General features: G+C 59.8%; 21 protein-coding genes and 1 pseudogene. 10 read left to right on the top strand and 12 right to left on the bottom strand.

All coding sequences use genetic code 11. The features are described 5' to 3' along the window. Positions 1-28: 28 nt before the first annotated feature. Complete coding sequence (locus CO670_RS00655) at positions 29-787, bottom strand: SDR family oxidoreductase (RefSeq protein ID WP_097588499.1); 759 nt, start codon at positions 785-787, stop codon at positions 29-31. 169 nt (positions 788-956) lie between these two features. Between CO670_RS00655 and CO670_RS00650 the strand changes: the two genes are divergently transcribed. Both CO670_RS00650 and CO670_RS00645 read left to right on the top strand, forming a co-directional pair. Next, complete coding sequence (locus CO670_RS00650) at positions 957-1856, top strand: AraC family transcriptional regulator (RefSeq protein WP_097588498.1); 900 nt, start codon at positions 957-959, stop codon at positions 1854-1856. Between the two features lie 32 nt (positions 1857-1888). After that, a pseudogene (locus CO670_RS00645) lies at positions 1889-2092 on the top strand (D-TA family PLP-dependent enzyme); the annotation flags it as partial. A 375-nt stretch (positions 2093-2467) separates the two neighbouring features. On the opposite strand, the gene CO670_RS00640 reads toward CO670_RS00645, so the two are convergent. Next, positions 2468-3526 carry a DNA sulfur modification protein DndB gene (locus tag CO670_RS00640; protein ID WP_097588497.1) on the bottom strand — a complete coding sequence of 353 codons (1059 nt, stop codon included), beginning with the start codon at positions 3524-3526 and terminating at the stop codon, positions 2468-2470. A gap of 269 nt (positions 3527-3795) precedes the next feature. Between CO670_RS00640 and CO670_RS33230 the strand changes: the two genes are divergently transcribed. From CO670_RS33230 to CO670_RS00620, 5 genes are all read left to right on the top strand, one after another. Beyond that, complete coding sequence (locus CO670_RS33230; RefSeq protein WP_097588496.1) at positions 3796-3981, top strand: hypothetical protein; 186 nt, start codon at positions 3796-3798, stop codon at positions 3979-3981. Positions 3982-3989: 8 nt separating this feature from the next. Then, the gene (locus tag CO670_RS00630; protein WP_097588495.1) at positions 3990-4241 is read left to right on the top strand and encodes a protein L; all 252 of its coding nucleotides are present in this window, start codon (positions 3990-3992) and stop codon (positions 4239-4241) included. 83 nt (positions 4242-4324) lie between these two features. Next, positions 4325-5815 carry a hypothetical protein gene (locus CO670_RS00625; protein ID WP_097588494.1) on the top strand — a complete coding sequence of 497 codons (1491 nt, stop codon included), beginning with the start codon at positions 4325-4327 and terminating at the stop codon, positions 5813-5815. 217 nt (positions 5816-6032) lie between these two features. After that, positions 6033-6455, top strand: coding sequence for a hypothetical protein (locus CO670_RS33225; protein ID WP_210202681.1), 423 nt, complete (start codon positions 6033-6035; stop codon positions 6453-6455). A gap of 38 nt (positions 6456-6493) precedes the next feature. Continuing rightward, entirely contained in the window at positions 6494-7402 is a 909-nt protein-coding gene (locus CO670_RS00620) for an FRG domain-containing protein (RefSeq protein ID WP_210202680.1), read from the top strand. 107 nt (positions 7403-7509) lie between these two features. On the opposite strand, the gene ugpC is transcribed toward CO670_RS00620, so the two are convergent. From ugpC to CO670_RS00595, 5 genes are all read right to left on the bottom strand, one after another. After that, positions 7510-8643, bottom strand: coding sequence for a sn-glycerol-3-phosphate ABC transporter ATP-binding protein UgpC (gene ugpC / locus CO670_RS00615; protein WP_097588493.1), 1134 nt, complete (start codon positions 8641-8643; stop codon positions 7510-7512). Between the two features lie 91 nt (positions 8644-8734). Beyond that, a complete protein-coding gene (locus tag CO670_RS00610; RefSeq protein ID WP_012490666.1) occupies positions 8735-9940 on the bottom strand; it encodes an extracellular solute-binding protein in 1206 nt (401 codons plus the stop codon). Positions 9941-10014: 74 nt separating this feature from the next. Next, complete coding sequence (locus tag CO670_RS00605; RefSeq protein ID WP_097588492.1) at positions 10015-10872, bottom strand: carbohydrate ABC transporter permease; 858 nt, start codon at positions 10870-10872, stop codon at positions 10015-10017. Next, on the bottom strand, positions 10869-11753 hold the full coding sequence (locus CO670_RS00600) for a sugar ABC transporter permease (RefSeq protein WP_011428222.1): 885 nt from the start codon (positions 11751-11753) through the stop codon (positions 10869-10871). Before CO670_RS00600 ends, CO670_RS00605 begins: the two co-directional genes overlap by 4 nt. Positions 11754-11766: 13 nt before the next feature. Next, the gene (locus CO670_RS00595) at positions 11767-12924 is read right to left on the bottom strand and encodes a Gfo/Idh/MocA family oxidoreductase (RefSeq protein WP_097588729.1); all 1158 of its coding nucleotides are present in this window, start codon (positions 12922-12924) and stop codon (positions 11767-11769) included. Positions 12925-13244: 320 nt separating this feature from the next. Between CO670_RS00595 and yghX the strand changes: the two genes are divergently transcribed. Then, a complete protein-coding gene (gene yghX, locus CO670_RS00590) occupies positions 13245-14132 on the top strand; it encodes a YghX family hydrolase (RefSeq protein WP_097588491.1) in 888 nt (295 codons plus the stop codon). 181 nt (positions 14133-14313) lie between these two features. On the opposite strand, the gene CO670_RS00585 is transcribed toward yghX, so the two are convergent. After that, a complete protein-coding gene (locus tag CO670_RS00585; protein WP_097588490.1) occupies positions 14314-15372 on the bottom strand; it encodes a saccharopine dehydrogenase NADP-binding domain-containing protein in 1059 nt (352 codons plus the stop codon). A gap of 103 nt (positions 15373-15475) precedes the next feature. On the opposite strand from CO670_RS00585, the gene CO670_RS00580 reads away from it, so the two are divergent. Continuing rightward, positions 15476-16075, top strand: a complete 600-nt coding sequence (locus tag CO670_RS00580; protein ID WP_097588489.1) for a TetR/AcrR family transcriptional regulator — start codon at positions 15476-15478, stop codon at positions 16073-16075. A 263-nt stretch (positions 16076-16338) separates the two neighbouring features. On the opposite strand, the gene CO670_RS00575 is transcribed toward CO670_RS00580, so the two are convergent. After that, positions 16339-16746, bottom strand: a complete 408-nt coding sequence (locus CO670_RS00575; RefSeq protein WP_097588488.1) for a carboxymuconolactone decarboxylase family protein — start codon at positions 16744-16746, stop codon at positions 16339-16341. A 298-nt stretch (positions 16747-17044) separates the two neighbouring features. On the opposite strand from CO670_RS00575, the gene CO670_RS00570 reads away from it, so the two are divergent. Continuing rightward, entirely contained in the window at positions 17045-17974 is a 930-nt protein-coding gene (locus tag CO670_RS00570; protein WP_097588487.1) for a TauD/TfdA family dioxygenase, read from the top strand. A gap of 46 nt (positions 17975-18020) precedes the next feature. Here CO670_RS00570 and aspA read toward each other — a convergent pair whose 3' ends face one another. From aspA to CO670_RS00555, 3 genes are all read right to left on the bottom strand, one after another. After that, positions 18021-19448 carry an aspartate ammonia-lyase gene (aspA, locus tag CO670_RS00565; protein WP_097588486.1) on the bottom strand — a complete coding sequence of 476 codons (1428 nt, stop codon included), beginning with the start codon at positions 19446-19448 and terminating at the stop codon, positions 18021-18023. Between the two features lie 101 nt (positions 19449-19549). After that, entirely contained in the window at positions 19550-20650 is a 1101-nt protein-coding gene (locus CO670_RS00560) for an asparaginase (RefSeq protein ID WP_097588485.1), read from the bottom strand. 70 nt (positions 20651-20720) lie between these two features. Further along, positions 20721-22193: an amino acid permease gene (locus CO670_RS00555; protein WP_176538842.1), complete on the bottom strand. Its 1473-nt coding sequence runs from the start codon at positions 22191-22193 to the stop codon at positions 20721-20723. Positions 22194-22243: the final 50 nt, after the last annotated feature.

The following is a 22243-nucleotide window of genomic DNA, read 5'->3' as shown; positions in this document are numbered from 1 at the left end:
AATTCCGGATGAGGGAGCGGCGCGACGGTCAGATCGCCTGGCCGCCCGAGATGTCGAAGGTGGTGCCGTTCGCCCAGCCCATGTCATCGGACAGGATGGCCGCGACCGCGCCGCCGATGTCGTCGGGCTCGCCGACACGGCCGAGCGCGATGGTCCCGGCGACATAAGCGTTGACGTTCGCATCGTCGCGAACCACGCCGCCGCCGAAGTCGGTCGCGATAGCGCCCGGCGCGATCGTGTTCACGCGGATCTGCCGCGCGCCCAGCTCGACCGCCATGAACTTGGTCAGCGTCTGGATCGCCGCCTTCGCCGCCGCATAGAGGCCGTAGCCCGCCATCGTCACACGCACGAAGCCCGACGAGACGTTCAGGATGCGCCCGCCATCGGCGATCAGCGGCAGCAGCTTCTGCGTCAGGAAGACCGGGCCGCGCAGATGCGTGTCGATCAGCTGGTCGAACTGTTCTTCGGTCGCGTCGGTCAGCAGCGCGTACAGGCCCTGGCCGGCATTGTTGACCAGGAAATCGAACTGCTGGCGGCCGAACCGGGTCTTCAGCGTCTCGGCCACCGCCTCGGCAAATGCCGGAAAGCTCGCCGAATTGCTGACGTCGAGCGCGATCATCGCCGCCTGGCCGCCCAGCGCTTCGATCTCCTGGCGCAGCGTATTGGCCTCTGCGGCGGCGTTGCGATAGGTGCCGATAATAGCGACGCCGCGCTTGGCAAGATGCAGCGCCATGCTGCGGCCGAGGCCGCGGCTGGCGCCGGTGATGAGTGCGATCTTTTTGGTCATGGTCTGTCCTTCGTGGATGGTTTTTCCGGAATGCCGCACCGCTGCGGCGTCGTTCCGATGCCAACCAGATAAGCAGAGCGCGCCGCGCCCGCCCGCCCAATGCTCTCAATCTCTTGCCTGATTGTCTCAAGCTCTTTGCTTACCCGAAAAACAATGTCATAGAAGGCTGATGATCGAGCATCTCCAACCGCATATCGACCTTGCCCTGCGCCACGCGCGATCGGGGATGACCGTTACGCCGATCCAGCGACTGGAGATCGGCGTGGGACAAGCGACATCAGGCACGGCGCCTTGCCTGTACCGCTCGATGATCTGCTTCATTCTGCAGGGGTCGAAGGATGTGGTGATCCACGACACGCTGTTGCGCTATGACTCGGCGCAGTATCTCGTCAGCGCGCTGGATCTGCCGCTGAGCGGTCAGATCCACGATGCCGATGGCGGCCGACCCTATGTCGCTGTATCGCTCGTCCTCGACCCCGCATTGCTGGCCGAGGTCGCGTCCACCATGCCGCCGGTGCGCGACGCCGATGCGCCTGGCATCGGCATCGCGATCAATCCGATGACCCCGCCGCTGCGCGACACGCTGCTGCGTCTGCTGGCGTTGCTCGACACCCCGGCTGACATCCCGGTTCTGGCGCCGATGGCGGAACGCGAATTGCTTTATCGTCTCCTGCAAGGCCCGCAGGGACGCCTGCTACGCCATATCGCCCAGCCCGAGGGGGCGCTCGGCCGGATCCGGCGTGCGGTCGAATGGATTCGCGATCACCAGAACGGGCGGCTGCGGATCGAAGCCCTGTGCGACGCAAGCGGCATGAGCCGCGCCAGCCTGCACCGCCACTTCGTGGCACTGACCGGGCTAAGCCCGATCCAGTATCAGAAACAGCTCCGATTGCAGGAGGCGCGACAACTGCTCCTTTCCGGTGACCGAACTGCTTCAGATGTCGCCTTCGCAGTCGGTTACGAAAGTGCTTCGCAATTCAGTCGGGAATATCTCAGGCAGTTCGGCGCGCCCCCGGTGCGTGACATACGTCAGCTCCGGCAGACGATCGGCAGCCCGGCAGCGGCGTAATCGGCCATCTTGCACCGTCATTCGCCCCCAAATCCGGCGACCGCGCCGTCATCGATGCCGGCTCGAAAGCGCTGACCTCGGACCTCCAGGGCTTCCCCCGGCCACAAATCGGCGAAAAGCTCTTCGTCATCCCGAACCACACCTGCGTGGTCTCCAACCTGTTCGATACGATGGTGTTTCATCGGGGCGGCGTGGTGACCCACGTCGGGGAAGTCGCGGCCCGCGGTCTTGTCTGATAGAGGGCGTTGCGGTTGAGGGCGAAATGGGCCCTGATCCCGGAAGGCCTCGCACTCAAGTCCCTAAATCGCAAGACATGCGCGGTGGATGGCTTTGTTGCACCAATGGCGGACATAGGCTCTACGGGCGAGTGTCGGCTTTGGGGCCGAAATCGGATCGCGGCTTCTGGTAAAAGTTGATGATTTTGTGCTGGGGGTGGCAGTTCCGCATGCAACTCTTGGCCGCCCCCTAGACCCCGCTCAAGCAAGCTCGGCGCTCGCCATGCTGGCGAGACAGCCCTCGCTGGTACGATCGCCGTTTCGTACGATGCCGTTACACGGTCGGAAGGGAGCGCCAGGAGAATAAAGGCGGCATCCTAACCTCCCTCAATAAAGCTACGCTGCTTTGCTCAGGCTATTTTTTTCGCTGTCGCTGAGGTCAAGATTGAGCTTCGATTTGATAAAGGCTTTCGTGGCTGCACGCGCCTGACGGTTTGAAACCACCGAACCGGCGACTATGCATATGTTTTCCCATTCCCGATTCTTTTTTGCCCAATCGATATCTTCCAGTGCGGTAAGGCGATCTTTCCAGTCGCCCGCTTCGAGAAGATCGACGCCAAGGCCACCAAATGCCCGAAGTACTGTCGAGTGGGAGGAGATCTTTTCCTGGCGCAGTTCGAGCGCCTTCTTTTGCCCGTTCAACACCTTACCCCAATCAGGCATGTGCTTGGCGATTTCAGTCCAATAGTCGATCAAAAGACCTGCGTTGGTTTCGATGTCATGGTGGTCATACTTCTTTAGAAGCTCCACATTCGCATCGTAAAGTGCCGCCAGGGTGAATAGCTTGGTGGACTTGTTTTCCAGGGAAACCTTTTCCTTCTCTGTCAGCTCTTTGAAGACCGGAATTTTCTCGATCATCATTAAGGTCGCCGCGGCCACGTCGTCCCGCTTGTCATACAGAATATCAAGTGACTTTGAGGTTTTCTGAACGAACCGGTTTAGGTCGGAGAACATCTGTTGCACGCGATCGGTACTTTCCCAAGGGAAGAGCAACACGGAAAGCGTATGATGCTTTAGAGCCTCGCTTCCAGTCTTCAGGGCGCGAACAATGCCAGCGCACCGGTGCTGCCCATCATTGATAATCAGCTCGTCACCCAGCTGAAGAATCAAAACTCCGATATTGGCGTCTGGCGAATAGGGTTCAAACCTGGGCTCTGACTTGTACGAAGCCGTGATAGAGGAGAACAAATAATCCTCTTCGTTTTCCGTAATGTAGGTCGCAAGCTCCGGCACGCGTTTTTCGACAAGCACTCGTTGCTCCCGATCCTCTGGCAGCATGCCGCTCCAGTCAGTAAATTTAAAGAACTGTGGAACCGCGTTCAGGGGCATCAAGCAAGAGTAGTAGGTCCTTGAGCCCATTTTTCCACGCATAGCGGGAACGCGCACTTCCATCATAACACATCTCCTTCTTCATTAGAGCCAGCATGCGAGGCGACTTCAGCTGCCGAACTCCTGGCCCGTATTTGCCGGTTCAGGATCAAATTGTCAAGAGCTCCGATGACTCAAATGCCGAGCTCTTGGTCTTGAATCTACGAGCTCCGAAAAATTTGTTATAGAGCTCGCTTGACACAGCTCTCGACATCGGTGACCTTCCTGCGAGAGCTCGGTGCATTGATGAGCGGATTGGCTGCTCTGGCATAAGCGAGCTCTGAATGGAGAGCAGTATGACTACGACCAAGAAGCCGGGCTCGGACACCGGAAAGCACGGCGGAATTTTTCAGGAAGTCGGGCCTCGAGGCGGCAAAAAGGACAATTTCGCCACCGTTGCCGATAACACGCGCTTGCCGCCGACGACCTCGCCGGGATCCACGTGGAAGCCGGTCAAGACTACTCCGGACAGCAAGCGTTAGGAGCTAGAATGGCTTGGTATACGACGGATTCCGTCCTAACAAAGAGTGACGGAAACAAGGATTGGTGGAAGACTACCTATAGCCCAGGCGATGAAGTGCCGGTCTCGGGTATCTACCGCTGCCTAGGTTGTGAACGCGAAGTGACCTGTAATGATCCCGATCACTTCCCGCCTCAGAACCATCACCAACATACCGGTGTTCAAGGCAAAATCCGCTGGCGCCTGAATATTCGTACTAATACGACTGGTAAAACATCATGATGAAAGCTGCGTGAGCACCGATATGGTGCTCGCGCAGTTTTTTGGCAGTGCAAAGAGCAATGGTCGAATTGTAGAGGTTTTCCGTGGCAACATTCATTAGCGACTATTTCGGAGTGGATGCGGACGTATTTGAGGAGTACGGGGCTCTCAATATCTCGATCGTGAATGACCTGCCCCTTTTTATTGACCCTTTCCTCTTGTTCCACAGCGACAAGCCGGAATATGTCGAGCTGCATGAAGCAATCATCAACTACCTGATTTTCCTCCGCGATCGCGCAGCTGCCGGAGCCGTGAACGATGGCGACCTCCGGAACTGGTACTGTTTCAAGGAGGTGAAACAGAACTGGTTGGGCTTTTCTGTTTCCGGAAACGGTGGTGCCGGCCTGGGCATGGATTTTGCAAGAAACCTGCACGCAAACCTCAATGTAATCTTCGCAAATTTCGGCGACGAGCAGATTACTGAGAGCAGCCATATCGAGAAGGTTTGTCTCGTGTCAGACGGCGTCGGGCGCGACAACATCAGCGATTTCACTACCAATCTGATCAAGGATTTCCTCTGCAAATATACAGAGGCGTTCGCCGCAGCGCACCTGCCGCCGTCGGCGGTGCGAGAGGTATGGGTCGAGCGGGCGCGCTTCAACTATCAGACCCAAGCCTGGGCGCGGGCAAAATACAAGCTTCCATGGATCAACGGGGACTATGTGATCCTATCGCCCAAGGACATGCTCACCCGTGACGAGAACTGGATCAACAAGGAGGATCTTATCGACGGGTTTGAGAACATCCCCTCCGCGATCCCCGACATGCAGTTGCGCGCATCCGTGTTCAACTACTTTGAAACAGAGCTGAAGCGCCGTCCGAAGCAACCAGGCAAAAGGCAGCACGAGCCTACGAAGAAGGAACGTGCCAAGGCCGCAGTCGCCACGATGCGGAAGTTTCCTGAAATCATCGACTATTATATCAAGTTGAAGGAAGAACACGGCGATGAAGCCTCGGATGTAAGCGCCGAGAAGGTTCTTGCCATCGAATACATGTTCATCGAGCAGCTGCGATCGCTGCAGGCTTTGCTGGCTGCGGACACCAAATTCTACGAGGTTGGCAAATCCACTTACAAGGAAGCCCATGCCCGGCTCGCGTATTTGAAAGACGTGATCGAGAACAAGGGCGGCCACCGGTTCTTCTATGATGACAATGGCATGCCAATCGAGCGTGAGAAGGATCTCCACGTACTCTACCGATTGGTCTGGTTCGGGACGCCGTCCGATTTCGGCGCCGAAGCCAACGACGGTCGTGGTCCCGTTGATTTCAAGATCAGCCGGGGAACCGAGAAGACGCTGGTAGAGATGAAGCTGGCGAAGAACTCCAAACTAGCCAAAAACCTCGAAAAGCAGGTTGAGATCTACCAGAAAGCCAGTGACGCCGAGACAGGCATCAAGGCGATAATCTATTTCACAGCCGCCGAGCTGACAAAAGTTAGGAAAATACTGAAAGACCTGAAGCTGGTCGATAGTCCGGATGTCGTCCTGATCGATGCACGGCGGGATAACAAACCCTCCGCGTCCAAAGCGGCCTGATAAGGTGCAAGCGTAGGAACCAGCCCCTCCGCATCCCGCAAGAGTAACCCGAATCGCCGTGGCTCCAGGTCACGGCGGCTAGCGACCTCGATCTCGCCCTTAGGTGTCCCGGCTGCAGGCTTGTGAGCAAGTGCTCGTTCACCTATACGTTGTGACCACCATTTTTGCTTCACGTCCTCCCGATCGGCCAATCAGAGTATAACCGGTGCCCAAACAGATGCCAGAGAACTTCAATTACATCGCCTTCGGCAATCGCGACTATGTCGAGGCCGAGGTCGAACGGATTGGCATGAACCGTGGGCGCATGTTCGAATACACGCCGACCGAAGTTGCGAAGGGCCTGGAAGAGCTGGACCCAACATCAATCGCGTTTCTAGAAAAATTGCCCACCTTCCTATGCAGCGAGATTTCTCGTGAGAGGGGCAGAGCGTCGATGGTCATTCGTTACGGTCGGATTTTCGATATCGAGGCTGGCCGCAAGGAGGTCACTACACGCTTCGAAACCCTCATTGATTCGGCGAAGTTGAATTCGACAACGTCGACCAAGCGCAAGAGCTGTTCGCAGCCGATGGTTTTCAACTCTACCGGACCCATTGGGCGGTTCGAAAAGGAGACATCCAGCAGATCCTGGATGGACTAGTCGCGCGGAAACCCGAGTTTGCCAACGCCCTAGAAGACTTGAACGGCGCCGGGGAGGATGCGGCAAACCTGCAACCTCCGCTCCAGAAGAAGAATATCATCGGCACGGTGGATAGCGTAGAAGCTTTCTTGAAAATCCTTCAAGAGTTGCCGGCAAGAAGCGACATGGAAACCTTCTATCGTGGCCACGAGAACGCGATCTTCGAGCTCACGCCATCACTTCTTCGGAAATGGCCGGACGGGAGATGGCAGTTTATGCCGAATGAGGATCGACTCTGCAAAGAACTGCTCATCGCGCATTACGACGAATTCCAAGGCGATCAATATTGCTTCGACCGGCTTGTCCGCATGCAGCACTATGGCCTTCCCACGCGATTGCTCGACATCTCCAGCAATCCGCTGGTGGCATTGTTCTTCGCTTGCTATTGTCCGCCGGAGTTTATGGAGGTTGAAGGAGAAGTCATCATTTTCCGCATCTCAAGCGATGCTGTGAAATACTACGATTCAGATACCGTGAGCTGCATCGCCAATCTGTCCAATCTCACCTACCCGCAGAAAAACGAAATCAACCTTACGCAGAATGTTGAGGCATTCAATGAGACCGGGGTAGCCGGAAAGTTGCTGCACCATATCAAGTCCGAGAAAGGCTTCTTCGAACCGAAGATCGCTCCGGATGATCTGGGTTCCATCGTATGCGTGAAGGCGAAACGTACGAACACCCGGATCAAGTCTCAGGCAGGAGCATTTCTTCTTTTTGGCCATGAAGCCACACTGCCGGAGTTTGGCCAGGAAGGGATAGAGATCGCGCGCGTAACGGTTATCGAGAAACAGCACATTCTCGACCAGTTAGATGCGATCAATATCAATGCCACTTCGGTGTATCCAAGCATCGATCAGACAGCGGTCCACCTGCGGGAGCGCTATCGTCAGCCCGCAGCGGTCGAGTAATAACATGCAGTCGATGCATCGAACGCCGGCGGGCAGCCGTAATTCCCCAGCATATCATTTCGCCCCGACACCCGGCAGAACGGGCCGCCGACACAGGGCCAGCCACTTCAAGCCGCTGTCGGATTGATCACGTTCATATCGATTTCCGTCAGCTCCACCCGTCGCTCAAACGCGATGCCGGCCTCGTCGAAGAGATGGCAATCGGCGGCATTGATGCCGGTCGCGACCGGCGTATCGGGGCGGATGCCGACGCTGCCGGGGAGCATGGCGCAGAAATTTTCGGCCTCGCCGTTGAGCGAGGCGTAGGCGACCGTATTGGCGCCGAGGCGCTCGATGACGGTCGGGGTGACGGTGAAGACGATGTCGCCGCCGTTCAGCTGGATATGTTCCGGGCGGATGCCGAGCGTCAGGGTCTTGCCTGATATGCCGTCGCGCGGCGTCACCGGCAGGACGGCGGACTGGCCGAGATAATCGACTTCGACGCCAGCGGCGCTGACACCCTTGCAGGTGACGGGTAGAAAATTCATTTTCGGGTTGCCGATGAAACCGGCGACGAACTTGTTTGCCGGCTTGTGATAGAGCTCCAGCGGCGCGCCGGTCTGCGAGATGTTGCCGGCATCGAGCACGACGATGCGATCGGCCATGGTCATGGCTTCGACCTGGTCATGCGTCACATAGATCATCGTCGCCTTCAGCTGCCGGTGCAGCTTGGCAAGCTCGATGCGCATGTCGGCGCGCAGCGCCGCATCGAGGTTGGACAGCGGCTCGTCGAACAGGAAGATCTTCGGTTCGCGGACGATGGCGCGACCGATCGCGACGCGCTGGCGCTGGCCGCCGGAGAGCATGCCGGGCTTCTGCTGCAGCCGCTGGTCGAGATGCAGGATGCGCGCGGCGTTTTCGACCTTGGCCTTGAGCTTTGACTCTTCCATCTTCTCGACGCGCAGCGGAAAGGCGATGTTCTCGAATACAGTCATGTGCGGATAGAGCGCGTAGGACTGGAACACCATGGCGATGCCGCGCTTGACCGGCGGCAGGTCATTGACCCTGACGCCGTTGATGACGATATCGCCCGCCGTCGTGGCATCGAGGCCGGCGATCATGCGCAAGAGCGTGGACTTGCCGCAGCCTGACGGCCCGACGAAGACGACGAATTCGCCATTCTTCACCTCGAGCTGCACGCCCTTCAGAACTTCGTAGTCGCCGTAGAATTTCTGAACGTTGTTGAGAAGGAGCTGTCCCAAAAATCTGTCTCCGCCGGCGGTCTTCGTCGCACATTCGATAGAGGGGAGGGGCCGCAGCTTGCGCCGCGACCCCAGGGAGCTTCAGCAGGGCTTACTTGAAGGCTTCGATTTCGCCGGCAGCCTTCTTCAGCGCTGCTTCCGGTTCGGCCTTGCCCGTGACGACCGACTGGATCATCTCGATCATCGAGTTCTGGAAGCCCTTATAGTCGGTGAAGAGCGGCTCGGGACCACCATAGCTGATGCCTTCGATGAGCGGCTTCCAGGAGGGGTCCTTGGCGACGAAGTCGTCGACCTTCTTCGAGGGACGCAGCGGCGTGAGGCCGGCGCCGCCCTGCAGCTCATATTCCGCCTGAACGTCAGGCGAGGTGATGAACTTGGCGAATTCGGTCGCCTTGTCCTCGACGCCGGAACCCTTGAAGATTGCCAGGCTGTCGGTGATCAGAAGCGTGCCGGGGCCCTTGGCATCGGGGCCGAGCGGCAGCGTGGTGATGCCCCAGCTGATCTTCGTCTCCTTCAGGCGGGAGGCCGCACCCGAGCCGGCCTGGATCATGGCGACCTTGCCGTCGAGGAAGATGGCGCGGACTTCGTTCTGCTCATAGGCCGTCGGGCCTTCTTCGGAGTAGGGGACGATATCCTTGTAAGCCTTCAGCGCGGCGAGAATCTGCGGGCTGTCGAGGGTGATCTTGCCATCGGCATCGATCACGCTGCCATTGTTGGTGTAAACCCAATGCATGAACTGGTGCATGGTGTTGTCGAAGGTCTTGGCCGACAGACCGAAGCCCGGAATGCCGGTCTTTTCCTTGATGGTTTTGGCCATCTCGATTTCTTCGGCCCAGGTCTTCGGCGGCTTTTCGGGATCGAGGCCGGCCTGCTTGAAGAGGTCCTTGTTCCAATAGAGCGCCTTGGTGGAGAAGGCGATCGGAACGCCCCACTGCGTGCCCTCGAAGGTCACCGTGTCGACGATGTGGGGATAGTAAGCCTTCTTTTCCTCATCGGTCATCGGCACCTTGACGATGAGATCGTTCTGGGCGAACTCCTTCAGCGTGCGCGAGCCGACATAGGCCATGGCAACCGGCGTGCCGGCGGCGGCAAGCGTCGTTGCCTTGTCCTGGCACTGAGCCCAGCCGACGACTTCGGGCGTGACCTTCCAGCCGGCGTTCTTTTCTTCCCACTGCTTGATGTATTTGGTGTGGACCGGGTCGATCGTGTCGCCGCAATAGATCCAGCTGATTTCCTTGTCGGCGGCATGGGCAGTGACTGCGGTCAGTGCCGTCGAACCGAGCAAGGCGAGCGCCATAAGGCCTGTCTTGATTGTTATGCTCACGTCGTGACTCCCGTTTGGTTGTTAGCTGTTCACTCGTTTTTATAATCTTATTGTTTCACCGCACCGGCGGTCAGACCGCCGACGAGATAACGCTGAAGGAAGAAGATGACGACCATCGCCGGCGCAATGCCGACGAAGGAAGCCGCCATCAGTTCGTTCCAGATGACCTCCTGCTTGCCGAAGTAAGCAAAGAGCCCCACCGGCAAGGGCATGTATTCACTCTTCGAGTTGAAGGTCAGCGCGAAGATGAATTGCTGGGCGTAAGCGCCGATGAAGGTGGTGATGGCGACGACGATGATTCCCGGCATCGCAATGGGCAGGATGACGCGGCGAAGCGTGTAGAAGTGGCTGGCGCCATCCATGAAGGCGGCTTCGTTGAGCTCCTGGGGAATGCGGATCATATAAGTGCGCAGCAGCCAGATCGCCGACGGGATGAGGAAGGCGACACCCGGCACGATCATGGCGAGATAGGTGTTGAGCACGCCCATGCTGCGCATCAGCCGGAAGAGCGGGATCAGAAGCACGGCGCCGGAGAACATGTTCACCGTCAGGAAGGCGCCGAGCAGGATGCCCATGCCCTTGAATTCGAACTTGGCGAAGGCGTAGGCCGCCGGAATGACGAGGCAGAGCACGATCAGCGTGACGATGATCGAGATGAAGAAGGAGTTGAAGATATAGCGCCCGAAGCCCGGCACGCTGATCCACATCGTCCGGTAGGCTTCGAACGAACCGTTCTCCGGCCAGAAACGATAGGGCGAGGAGAAGAGCTGGGCGAGCGGCTTCAGCGACACCAGGAAGCCCTCGACAAAGGGCGCCAGCACGAAGAACAGGAAGACCGCGATGCCGCAATAGATCAGGACGATCTCCCACCAGCGGTAACGGTCGATCATGGCAGCACTGCTCATGCGCGCTTCTCCGGGTTGAGGCGGCGGGTGACGCGGAAATAGGCGAAGCAGAAGAGCGACAGGAAGATGCAGATCAAGACGGCGCGCGCAGCACCTTCGCCGTATTTCTTCGAGCCGATCGCCGTCTGGTAGGTATCGATGATCATCGTCGTCGTCTCGCCGCTCGGGCCGCCCTGCGTCAGGATCCAGATGATGTCGAACGAGTTGAAGGTGGCGATCAGGGACAGCATCGACATGGTGATGATGGCCGGCACCATCAGCGGCAGGGTGATGCGGCGGAAGCGGTACCAGCGGCCGGCGCCGTCGGTCCAGGCGGCCTCGTAAAGATCCTTCGGAATCGACTGGATCGCCGCCAGAAAATAGATCGTCACCAGCGGTACGCCGATCCAGACATCGGTGACGATCGTCGCCCAGAAGGCGGTGCTGCCATAGGCGAGGAAGGCGACCGGGCCATCGACGAGGCCGAAGCGCTGCAAAAGGCCGGAGATCATCCCGAACTGGCCGTTATACATCCAGCCCCACATGAAGATGCCGATCGCCATCGGCACGATCCAGGGCGGCATGGTCAGGAGCCGGAACAGCGAGCGGCCGGGAACGGCGGCGTTCAGCATGCAGGCGCCGAAGGTGCCGATCACCATTTTCAGGGCGACCGAGAAGAAGGTCCAGACGAAGGTGCGCAGGATGACCTCGGCAAAGGTGGCGTTGAAGATCTTCTCGTAATTGATCCAGCCGACCCAATTGGTGGTCTTCTTCAGCGACGCGTCGGTGAAAGAGAGAATGAAGGTATCGACGAGGGGATAGGCGACGATGGCGAGAACATAGAGAACGGCCGGAAGAAGAAGGATCCAGGCGAAGATGAAGGCGCTTCTTTGAACACTCATCTTGCCGCCGTCCTCAAGCCGCTCTTGCGTGAAGGGCCTCGTCGAAGCGGTCCCAGATGGGACGCAGGTCGACGACGGTTTTCTTCATCCTCGCTTCGTCCATGGCGAGCGCCAGGATGCCGGCCTCGAGCGCGTTGAGCGTGGAAACGGGCAGTTCGAGGCCGGTGCGCACGCTCTCCAAGAGGTCGCTCGCCATCTGTTCATCGGCGCCGTAATGCTGGGAGAGCTCGGTGGCGGCATATTTGTTTTCGACGATCTTGTTGCCGGTCAGCTGCTCGTGCACGTCGAGATAGCCGCGGACGAAATCGCCCTCGGCCATGCCGCGCGAGCCCATGATGGCGAAGCGGCGGAACTGGTCGGGCACATTCAGATTGGTATGGAAGTTCATGCCGACGCCGTTTTCATATTCGACGATCGCCACCTGGTAATCGATGATGTCGGCGTCGCTGTCGAAGACCTTGTCCGATCCCATCCAGCCGCTCGGCTTGCGGTGGAAGAGCTCGAGGTCGTTGATGCCCTCGCGGGCCGGGTCGTTGGCCGGGATGAAGCTCTTGCGGCCGCCGAAACTGGCGACCCGCTCCGGCCGTGCGCCGACGACGCCATTATAAAGGTCGAGGTCGTGGCAGCATTTCTCCAGCATGAAGCTTCCGGAATAGCGCTCATAGCGGCGCCAGTCGCGCATGAAGAAGGCGCCGTGATAGGGCTCGATATGTTCGGATGCCTCGATCGAGACGATCTGACCAAGCTTGCCCGCGGCCTGTATGGCGCGCAGATCCTTGTAAAGAGGGGAATAGCGCAGCACGAGGCCGACCATCAGCCGCTCATGGCCGAATTTCGCCATCAGATGGGCAAGCTCGATGCTTTCCGCGATCGTCGTGACGATCGGCTTTTCGCAGAAGACTTTCAGACCGGCCTGAAGCCCGAGCCTGATGTGATCGAGATGCATGTGATTGGGAGAGCCGATCATCAGCAGATCGAGCTTTTCGGAGGCGAGGAGCTCTTCCGGCGAACCATAGGCCTTGCCGACCGAAATGCCCTTTTCCGTCAATCCGGGAAGGCCGGCGGGATCCGGATCCACATAGCCGACGATGTCGAAGCTGCTGTCGATCGCCTTGAAGACATAGCCGAGATAGCCCAGCCGGAATCCGAGCCCGATGATTCCTACTTTCATGCCGATCATGTTCCCAGTTTAAGTAATTTATTTTCTTTAAGTTGGGACAAAAAACAGGAGGCGTCAATAGAAAACGGGCCTCCAAGCACAAGCATGAAATTAATTTTCATAGATCGATAGGCGGCTGTCGATTCCGGGCCGCGAGGGGCCGCGTGCGAACAGGGCCGCGCCTCGAAGCCGGACGGCGGATGCAAACGTCTGCCACCGCAAGCCGCGATTACAGCCGGGAAAGATCACGCAAGTGCTCGCGAAAGGTTGAAAGGACTCGTGATCCCGCGCGTGTAGGATGCGGTGAGAACCCGAGGCAAGGAGGAGCCATCATGACCCGTATGACAGCCAAGGATTTCCCGCAGGAACTTCTCGAACTCTACGATTATTATGCGCACGGGAAGATCACCAAACGCGAGTTTCTCGACCGGGCCGCCAAGTTTGCGGTCGGCGGCGTGACGGCCGCCGCCATTCTGGCATCGCTCAGCCCCAATTATGCGCTGGCGACCCAAGTCGAGTTCACCGATCCCGACATCGTTGCCGAATACATCACCTATCCCTCGCCCAAAGGAAACGGAGACGTCCGCGCCTATCTCGTGCGCCCCGCAAAAGCGGAGGGCAAGGTTGCCGGCGTGGTCGTCGTTCACGAGAACAGAGGCCTCAACCCCTATATCGAAGATGTGGCGCGGCGCGTGGCCAAGGCCGGCTTCATCGCCCTTGCGCCGGATGGACTGACTTCGGTCGGCGGCTATCCCGGCAATGACGAAAAGGGACGAGAACTTCAGCAGAAGGTGGACCCAGAAAAGCTGATGAACGACTTCTTCGCTGCGGTCGAGTTCCTGATGCAGAGCGATCTCACCACCGGCAAGGTCGGCATCACCGGCTTCTGCTATGGCGGCGGCGTTTCCAACGCTGCGGCGGTCGCCTATCCCGAGCTTGCCGCCGCCGTGCCCTTCTACGGCCGTCAGCCGCGCGCCGAGGACGTGCCGAAGATCAAGGCTCCCTTGCTTCTTCATTATGCCGGGCTGGACAAGGGGATCAACGAAGGCTGGCCGGCCTATGAAGCGGCGCTGAAATCAGCAGGGACGACCTACGAGGCCTATGTCTATCCCGACGTCAACCACGGTTTCCACAACGATTCCACGCCGCGCTACGACGAAGCGGCCGCCACGCTCGCATGGCAGCGGACGGTCGACTGGTTCAAGAAATATCTCGTTTGAGAAAGGCAGTGACCTGATGCGGCGGGGAGGCCTCCCCGCCGGGCCGCATCGGCCCGGCGATTTGACTGGCAATTGTCATATCGGGCTATTGCGAACGCGCGACCTTGCGACGCCCCGTAAGATCAAGGTCCGTGGTTTCTCACGGAATGCGGAGGTTTCGCCGAGTAAAGGTCTCCCCGAGTTATGCGCGAAGATTTGAGGTTTCCGATGTCTCAACCAGCAGGTTCGAGCCGAGCGCCCGCAGGAAACCCGCAGCATCAAAGACCGCAGCCGGTGGTTTCGCGCCGGTATCGCGGACGTCGCCCGACAGGATGCGCTGGACTGCTTCGCAGATGATCGGCGCCGTGACGGCATAGATGTCCTGTCCCTGGGCGAGAATTCGGCGGCGCAGGTCGCCTCGCGTGACGATCGCTTCAACGACGAAGCGCTGCGCCGAACGCCCGGTTTCATCGATGGCCTGGGGCGGGGGCGTTGATGGATCGCGAACATCTCGCAGCGCTGTCGTGCTGAGGAAGGTATGCAACTCCCTTGTCCTGATGTGGCGGGCGATGAGCGGCACTTCGGAAAATGGAAGCTCGACGAATGTCTGCCGGCCGAACGGGGCTGGTAAAACAGACACTATCTCGGCCGCCGGCTGAGGCACAGGCCCAAGCTGCCCGCCGTTGACGGCCAGGCGCTGTGCCTTGTTCTTCTCCCCCGTCACGCGCGTGCCCTTTGTGGGCAACCAGCTGTCGAGCGCGACGCGAATTTCGACAGTGTCTGCGTCCTGCCATTCGTCCATCAGCGCTGACACCAGCAGATCGGCCAGGCCGCCGTAAAATCCCATGGCCGGGATGACGACTACGCCCGCTGTTTCGGCAGCAGCACCATGCCGGTCGAACGTGGCCTGCGCGCTCGGCTGCTCAGCGGTCACGTCGAGATAGTGGATGCCGGCCCGCAACGCGGCACCTATGACCGCATCGGCCGTCTCCATGAACGGGCCGGCGCAGTTGATGACCACCGCAGCTTCGGCGAGAGCCCTGTCGAGCGCCGCGTCATCCTCTATCGCTGCTTCGCGGCATTCGACGCCACGGTCCGGAAAACCCGCTTCCGCCAGCCGCTCGATACTCCGTCCGATGGCAATCGGTTTCAGCCCGCGCCGCAACAGCTCGGCGACGACAAACCGGCCGGTATGGCCGTTGGCGCCGAAGACCGCGACGGCTTGGGATGTTCTGATGATGTCGGCGTGATCCATGGTCATTGCTTCCTCTTGCGCTACAGACCTGTCTGTCTTCTATAAAACAGACAGGTCTGTAGCGTGTCAACAAACTTTCTGCTAGTGTGCCTGAATTGGAGATAAGCGAATGACGAAAAGCACAGCGAACGCATCGGCCCCTGTCGTGAACGAAGTCCGGGACAGAATTCTCGAGACGGCATCGGAGCTCTTCTACCGGCGCGGCGTCCGCGCCGTTGGTGTCGATCTGGTGGTGGAAAAATCCGGTGTCGCCAAGACCAGTCTTTACCGCCATTTCGGCACAAAGGACGATTTGATTGCCGCCTTTCTCAAGCGCGAGGATCTGGATTTCTGGAGCACTTGGGACCGGGTGAGCACGCAACATGCGGATGACGCTTCGGCCGAACTCGACGCCCATTTCGAGTGGATCGGCGAACGGGTCGGGCGCGACAATTACCGAGGCTGCCCGCAGATCAACACCGCTGCCGAGTTTCCGGAAGCCGGTCACCCGGCCCGCAAGGTCGCCGATGCCCATATGCGCGAAATGCGGCGCCGCCTAAAGACCATCGCCGGCAAACTGGCGGTTGCTGCGCCCGACCGGCTTGCCGGGCAGCTCGCGGTCCTGATCAACGGCGCCTTTGTCAGCATGCAGGTCTTCGAACCCGGCGAGGCGACGGGTTTGCTCCGCGATGCCGCGCACGCGCTGATCGCCGCTGGCCGCGACATCTAAGGCACATTCCTAGAGTGACGAAATGGGGCGACAGGAATTGGCATACATCGGGCTCAACAGTTCCCGACATTTGTCGGTTTGCGGGCTCAGCCGTGTACCGCCACGCGTCTGCTTGATACCGGTATGTTCCATAACATGTATTATGCCACTTTTACAATCTTAGATTGCTACTTTTTACTCTCTAAGTTGTGCTGACTGCCTGCACTTCGCATTCACCGCGATGGAAACAATATGCCGGATGCGCGCGCCGAGCCCGTCGTTTCCTATCGCACCTCGAATTCCGGATCGGACGGAACCTGCATGGCGAGAGCGAGATGGTTTGTCTGTGCGGCAAGGCCGATGATCGTCAGGAGTTCGCCGTGCTGGGCATCGGTCATCCCCCGCGCTCGGGCGGCGGCGGTGTGGGATTGGATGCAGTATTGGCAGGCATTGGCCGTCGATACCGCTATGTAGATCATCTCGCGCGTCAGCGGATCGAGCGCGCCTTCGACCGTCATGACCGATTTCAGCGTCTCCCATACCCGCTTGAGATTTGCGGGATCGTTGGCGAGAGCCCGCCAGAAATTGTTGATGAAATCAGTCTTGCGGGTCGCCCTGATGTCGCCGAACACGGCTTGCACGGCCGGAATGGCTGCGGCCTCTTGGTCCGACAGAAGTTTGACTGTTGCCATCGAAAGTTCCTTTCCGGGCGCCGATCTCAGGCCTCAAGCATGGTTGGCTCGGCGATCCCACGCTGCCGGCGGAAGATACGAAGAAATGATAACGGCCGCCAGCCTCCCTGCCGGCGAGGAAATCGAAGACGGCTATTTCAGGAAAACAGCCAAAATTAGAAATTATTGTCTACTGATTTTATAGATTATACGGTTCCATAGCCCTGTCGACTTCAACGCTGAGATTTCGAACGCCCAACGGATGCATCCTTGGGCGCAGGTGACCTGCCGACTTCTTCCAAATCAACAGGAGATTTCCATGAGCAATCCGGTTCTCGTCAATCAGATCATTCCAGAGTCCGACGTCGTGCCGCTGACCGGCCGTGTCGGAGCCGAAATCAGGGGTATCCGCCTCGGCGGCGACCTTTCGGATGCAGCGGTGGCAGCGATCAACCAGCTTCTCTTGAAGCACAAGGTGATCTTCTTCCGCGATCAGGGACATCTCGACGATTCCGAACAGGAAGCCTTCGCACGGCGCCTCGGCGATCTCGTGCCGCATCCGACCCAGGGACCGGTGGCCGGCACGGCTTCCATCCTCAACCTCGATTCCAGCCGTGGCGGCGGCAGGGCGGACCAGTGGCACACCGACGTCACCTTCGTCGATGCCTATCCCAAATTCTCCGTGCTGCGCGGCGTCGTCATTCCGGCAGCCGGCGGCGACACGATCTGGTCCAACACCCATGCCGCATATGAAAGCCTGCCGGCATCGCTCAAATTGCTGGCGGACAATCTGTGGGCCATCCACAGCAATGCCTATGACTATGCTGCCGTGCGCCCTCGCGCCACCGCCGAAGAGAAGAAGCATTTCGAAGAGATTTTCACCTCGACCATCTACGAGACCGAGCATCCGGTCGTGCGTGTCCATCCGGAAACCGGCGAAAGATCGCTTCTGCTCGGCAATTTCGTTCAGCGCCTGGTCGGCGTTTCGAAGAGCGACTCCGCGAAACTCTACGAGGTGTTCCAGTCCTACGTCACCGCCCCGGAAAATACCGTGCGCTGGCGCTGGCGGGCCGGAGATGTTGCGATCTGGGACAACCGCGCCACCCAGCACTATGCCGTCAACGATTATGGCGACCAGCATCGGGTCGTGCGCCGCGCCACGGTTGACGGTGATGTTCCCGTCAGCATCGACGGCCGCCGCAGCGTAACCCATGTCAAGGCTGCCAAGCCGCAAGCAAAGGCGGCGTGATCGCCCACATATGAGTGTCGCCCGGAAGCAAAATGCGCCGCATGCCTTACGAGAAGGACAGCTTCTCGCTTGGCCGGGTCAGCGTTTCCGGGCGCAGCACCGCATCGAGATGCTCCTTCTGCATCAGGCCGCGTTCGAGAAGGATTTCATAGACACCCCGTCCCGAATGATGCGCCTCCAGCGCAACCTCCGTGGCGTTGCGATAGCCGATATAGGGGTTGAGCGCCGTGACGATGCCGATCGATTGCTCGACCGTCTGCCGCAACCTCTCGCGGTTGGCGGTGATGCCTTGAATGCAATTCGCCTCGAGCGTCAGGCAGGCATTGGTCAGATGGCTGAGACTCCGATAGAGGCTGTAGAAGATCACCGGCTCGAAGGCGTTCAGCTGAAGCTGGCCGGCTTCCGCCGCCATGGTGATCGTCACGTCATTGCCGATCACCTCGAAGGCAACCTGGTTGACGACCTCGGGGATAACCGGGTTCACCTTGCCGGGCATGATCGAGGAGCCCGCCTGGCGTGCCGGCAGGTTGATCTCGTTCAAGCCGGCGCGTGGTCCCGAGGACAGAAGCCTCAGGTCGTTGCAGGTCTTGGACAGCTTGACCGCGACGCGCTTGAGGACGCCAGAAAGCTGCACGAAGGAGCCGCAATCCTGCGTCGCCTCCACCAGATCAGGTGACGTCACCAGATCGACGCCGACGATTTCGGACAGGCGCTCGCGCACCAGCGCCGCGTAGCGAGGATGGGCGGTGATGCCGGTGCCGATCGCCGTCGCGCCGAGATTGATCTCGCGGATCAGCGAGACGGCTTCGGAGAGGCGCGCCTCGTCTTCCGCCAGCATCAGCGCATAGGTTCCGAACTCCTGGCCGAGCGTCATCGGCACGGCGTCCTGCAACTGAGTGCGACCCATCTTCAACACATCGGCGAACTCGACCGCCTTGGCCTCGAATGCCCGGCGCAGGATCGCCATTGCGTCAACCAGACGATGAACGCCGATCCATGCGGCAAGCTTCAGCGCCGTCGGATAGACGTCGTTGGTGGATTGCGAGAGATTGACGTGCTCGTTCGGATGCAGGTGCTGATACTCGCCCCGGTCATGCCCCAGGATTTCGAGCGCCCTGTTGGCGATCACCTCGTTGGCGTTCATGTTGGTCGAGGTTCCCGCTCCGCCCTGGATCAGATCGACTACGAAGTGGTCGTGCAATGCGCCATCGCGGATTTCGACGCAGGCCGCGATGATGGCGTCGGCGCGCTCCCGATCCAGAAGGCCGAGGCTCGTATTGGCCTCAGCCGCCGCCTGCTTGATCGCCGCGAGCGACGCGATCAGATCGGCCGATTCCTTCAGCGTCTGGCCGGTAATCGGAAAATTTTCGACCGCGCGCAGCGTATGCACGCCGTAATAGGCCGAGGCTGGCACGTCGCGATTGCCGATCAGATCATGCTCGACACGGATTTTGGCAATATCGGAGATAGTCATGGCGGGACTTTCGAGAAGCGGCGCCGCAGGCCTGAACAGCAGCGGCAGGCCGGAAAAGATGATGGGTGAAAACGCGGCAGAATTGCCGCGTCCGGACTATGTCATCGGGCCGGAGCAACAAGACGGGAAGCACCCTCGCCCGGCACGGATCCACGCAGCTTGAACGGAAAGGACACGCCGCCTGTCGTAACACCCATGGTGTTCACACGCTGGGGATGATGGAACGCCGCAAGCTGGCTGCGGATATCAGGCGAAGCGATGCCGAGCCGCTCAAGGATCTCCGTCACGACGGCGTAGAGGATTTCGACGTTGCCGTCCTCGATCTTGACCGAGATGCCGAGCGCACCGTCCGCCCCCAATCGCCGGGTTTCGTCCGAAGCCCGTACGCCGATCGCGTAGCTGGCATCGGCGCCGAGCTTGCCGATGAGGGCACCGTTATATGCGCGCATCAGCGCCGTGCAGTAGCGCCCCTCGCCCGCGACCATTTCGGGGTAGCGCACCATCGCCCGGAAAATGCGAGCCAGCGCTGCGTCTCGCGCCGGCAGGTCCGTGCGCGCATCGTCCCCATCCGCCGCCGCAAGCTTGGCGTAGAGGCGTGCGAGCCGATCCAACGGAAAAGCAGGGGTCGGAAGATTGCATCCGTCGATCCCCCATTCGACGTCCTGGGCGTCCAGATCGCAGAGTTCGGCGACGGTGCGCTTGACCCTCCCCTGCATCGGATGGTCCGGCAGATGGTAGTCTTCCATGCCGGCTCCGATCGCCCGGGCGCCGGCAAGCATGCCGACATGCTTGCCCGAGCAATTGCTGCAAACCGCCGTCGGGGCAAAGTCCCGCCTGATCCAGGCGCGGTTCACCGTTTCCGACAGCGAAGGATGGCCGCCGCAGCGAAGGTCAGCCTCCTCGGCCTTGATCTTCGACAGCATGGCCCGCGTGCGCGCGATATGCCGCTCTTCGCTGCTGTGGGAAGCGCACATCAGCGCAACATCCGCATCATCGAAGCCGAAACGCTCGACGCCCTCCGTCTCCAGGATGGCAAGCGCCTGGGCCGGCTTGGCGGCGGAGCGGGCAAGCGTCATGCGTGCCGGATCACCCAGCGCGTAAAGCAGCCTGCCCTTTGCATCGACGACTGCCGCGTGGACACGATGGCTGTTCTCGACGATCCCGCCACGATCGGTGACGACGAAATCCTCACTCGGGGTCATTTCTCTCTCCATTCATGCCGTATCCCCCCGGCGACATTCGCCGCCGGGCAAGCCCGGCTATCGAGCGCTGTCAGGCCAGATCGAAACCGCCGCGATCCTCAGCCTGTTCGGCGGCAATCGTGTAGATGCGCTCACGCATCAGCAGCCAGCCAACCACCAGCGCCGGAATGATCAGGGCCAGAGAGGCAACCGTGTAGGTGCCGACGGGATAGTCGAGCGCCATCAGGATCACGACGACCGCAAGGAAGCCCAGCGTCAGCAGGCCGGTGTAGGGCGCGCCGAACATGCGGAATTCAGGCCGCGCCATCTTACCCTGACGCGACAGCCGCCACAGCTTGAGCTGGCACAGGACGATCACGCCCCATGCGGCGATGATGCCGAGGGCGGCGACATTCAGGCCGATTTCGAAGGCCTCCGCCGGAACGACGGCGTTCAGCACGACGCCGAAGGCGGTCACGACAGCCGTCACCGCAATGCCGCCATAGGGCACGCCGGACCTGTTCATCTTTGCCAGTGCGGCCGGGGCCGAACCTGATATCGCCATGGAATGCAGGATGCGGCCCGTCGAATAGAGGCCGGCATTGAGCGACGACAGGACGGCGGTCAGCACGACGAGGTTCATGACGACATCGGCGCCCTGGATGCCGATCTTGCCGAAGAAGGTCACGAACGGGCTCTCGCCGCCCTTATAGGCGGTATAGGGCAGCAGCAGAGACAGCAACAGGACCGAGCCGACATAGAAGATCACCAGGCGCAGCACGACCGTCCGGATCGCCCGCGGCATGACCTTGCGGGCATTTTCGGTTTCACCGGCGGCGGTGCCGATCAGCTCGATCGAGGCATAGGCAAAAACCACGCCCTGTATCACCACCAGCGCCGGCAAGACGCTGTTCGGGAACATGCCGCCGAAATCGGTGATCGTGTTGAGGCCCGGAACATGGCCGTCGATCGGCGTGCCGGTGACGACGAAGTAGACGCCGACGATCAGGAAGACGACGAGGGCGAGAACTTTGACGAGGCTGAACCAGAATTCCAGTTCACCGAAGACTTTCACCGACAACAGGTTCATCGAGAGGACGAGGACGAGCGCCGCCAGCGCAAACACCCACTGATCGATCATCGCGATCCACGGGACATAGGCCTTGAAGAAATTCATGTAGAGGGCGACCGCTGTGACGTCGGCGACCGCCGTCATCGCCCAGGTCAGCCAATACATCCAGCCGACCGCGAAGGCGAGCTTTTCACCGTAAAACTCCCGGGCATAGGAGACGAAGGAGCCCGAGGTCGGGCGATGGACGATCAGTTCGCCCAGAGCCCTGAGAACGAGAAAAGCGAAAAAGCCGCACAGGGCATAGACCAGCACGAGCGCCGGACCGGCAGCGGCAAGCCGGCCGCCGGCGCCGAGAAACAGCCCCGTGCCGATGGCGCCGCCGATGGCGATCATCTGTATCTGCCGCGGCTTCAGTGCCTTGTGGTAGCCGAGATCCTCCTCGGCGAAAACTTGGCCATCGGCCTCGGTTCTGGTGGATTCCATGACTGTCATTCTCCTCCCTATGGGTTCGGCAACCTCCCGGCCGCCCCTCCACACAGCTA

Source organism: Rhizobium sp. J15 (assembly GCF_002531825.1).
Classification (GTDB): Bacteria; Pseudomonadota; Alphaproteobacteria; order Rhizobiales; family Rhizobiaceae; genus Rhizobium.
The sequence above is the reverse complement of the archived record's forward strand: the minus strand, read 5'-3'. Positions and strand labels throughout refer to the sequence as shown.

What these genes read in the sequence shown, in the direction of transcription:
- CO670_RS00655 (WP_097588499.1), bottom strand. Translation starts at nt 787, where the DNA reads ATGACCAAAAAGATCGCACTCATCACCGGCGCCAGCCGCGGCCTCGGC.
- CO670_RS00650 (WP_097588498.1), top strand. Translation starts at nt 957, where the DNA reads ATGATCGAGCATCTCCAACCGCATATCGACCTTGCCCTGCGCCACGCG.
- CO670_RS00640 (WP_097588497.1), bottom strand. Translation starts at nt 3,526, where the DNA reads ATGATGGAAGTGCGCGTTCCCGCTATGCGTGGAAAAATGGGCTCAAGG.
- CO670_RS33230 (WP_097588496.1), top strand. Translation starts at nt 3,796, where the DNA reads ATGACTACGACCAAGAAGCCGGGCTCGGACACCGGAAAGCACGGCGGA.
- CO670_RS00630 (WP_097588495.1), top strand. Translation starts at nt 3,990, where the DNA reads ATGGCTTGGTATACGACGGATTCCGTCCTAACAAAGAGTGACGGAAAC.
- CO670_RS33225 (WP_210202681.1), top strand. Translation starts at nt 6,033, where the DNA reads ATGCCAGAGAACTTCAATTACATCGCCTTCGGCAATCGCGACTATGTC.
- CO670_RS00610 (WP_012490666.1), bottom strand. Translation starts at nt 9,940, where the DNA reads ATGGCGCTCGCCTTGCTCGGTTCGACGGCACTGACCGCAGTCACTGCC.
- CO670_RS00605 (WP_097588492.1), bottom strand. Translation starts at nt 10,872, where the DNA reads ATGAGCAGTGCTGCCATGATCGACCGTTACCGCTGGTGGGAGATCGTC.
- CO670_RS00600 (WP_011428222.1), bottom strand. Translation starts at nt 11,753, where the DNA reads ATGAGTGTTCAAAGAAGCGCCTTCATCTTCGCCTGGATCCTTCTTCTT.
- CO670_RS00595 (WP_097588729.1), bottom strand. Translation starts at nt 12,924, where the DNA reads ATGAAAGTAGGAATCATCGGGCTCGGATTCCGGCTGGGCTATCTCGGC.
- yghX (WP_097588491.1), top strand. Translation starts at nt 13,245, where the DNA reads ATGACCCGTATGACAGCCAAGGATTTCCCGCAGGAACTTCTCGAACTC.
- CO670_RS00585 (WP_097588490.1), bottom strand. Translation starts at nt 15,372, where the DNA reads ATGACCATGGATCACGCCGACATCATCAGAACATCCCAAGCCGTCGCG.
- CO670_RS00580 (WP_097588489.1), top strand. Translation starts at nt 15,476, where the DNA reads ATGACGAAAAGCACAGCGAACGCATCGGCCCCTGTCGTGAACGAAGTC.
- CO670_RS00575 (WP_097588488.1), bottom strand. Translation starts at nt 16,746, where the DNA reads ATGGCAACAGTCAAACTTCTGTCGGACCAAGAGGCCGCAGCCATTCCG.
- CO670_RS00570 (WP_097588487.1), top strand. Translation starts at nt 17,045, where the DNA reads ATGAGCAATCCGGTTCTCGTCAATCAGATCATTCCAGAGTCCGACGTC.
- aspA (WP_097588486.1), bottom strand. Translation starts at nt 19,448, where the DNA reads ATGACTATCTCCGATATTGCCAAAATCCGTGTCGAGCATGATCTGATC.
- CO670_RS00560 (WP_097588485.1), bottom strand. Translation starts at nt 20,650, where the DNA reads ATGACCCCGAGTGAGGATTTCGTCGTCACCGATCGTGGCGGGATCGTC.
- CO670_RS00555 (WP_176538842.1), bottom strand. Translation starts at nt 22,193, where the DNA reads ATGACAGTCATGGAATCCACCAGAACCGAGGCCGATGGCCAAGTTTTC.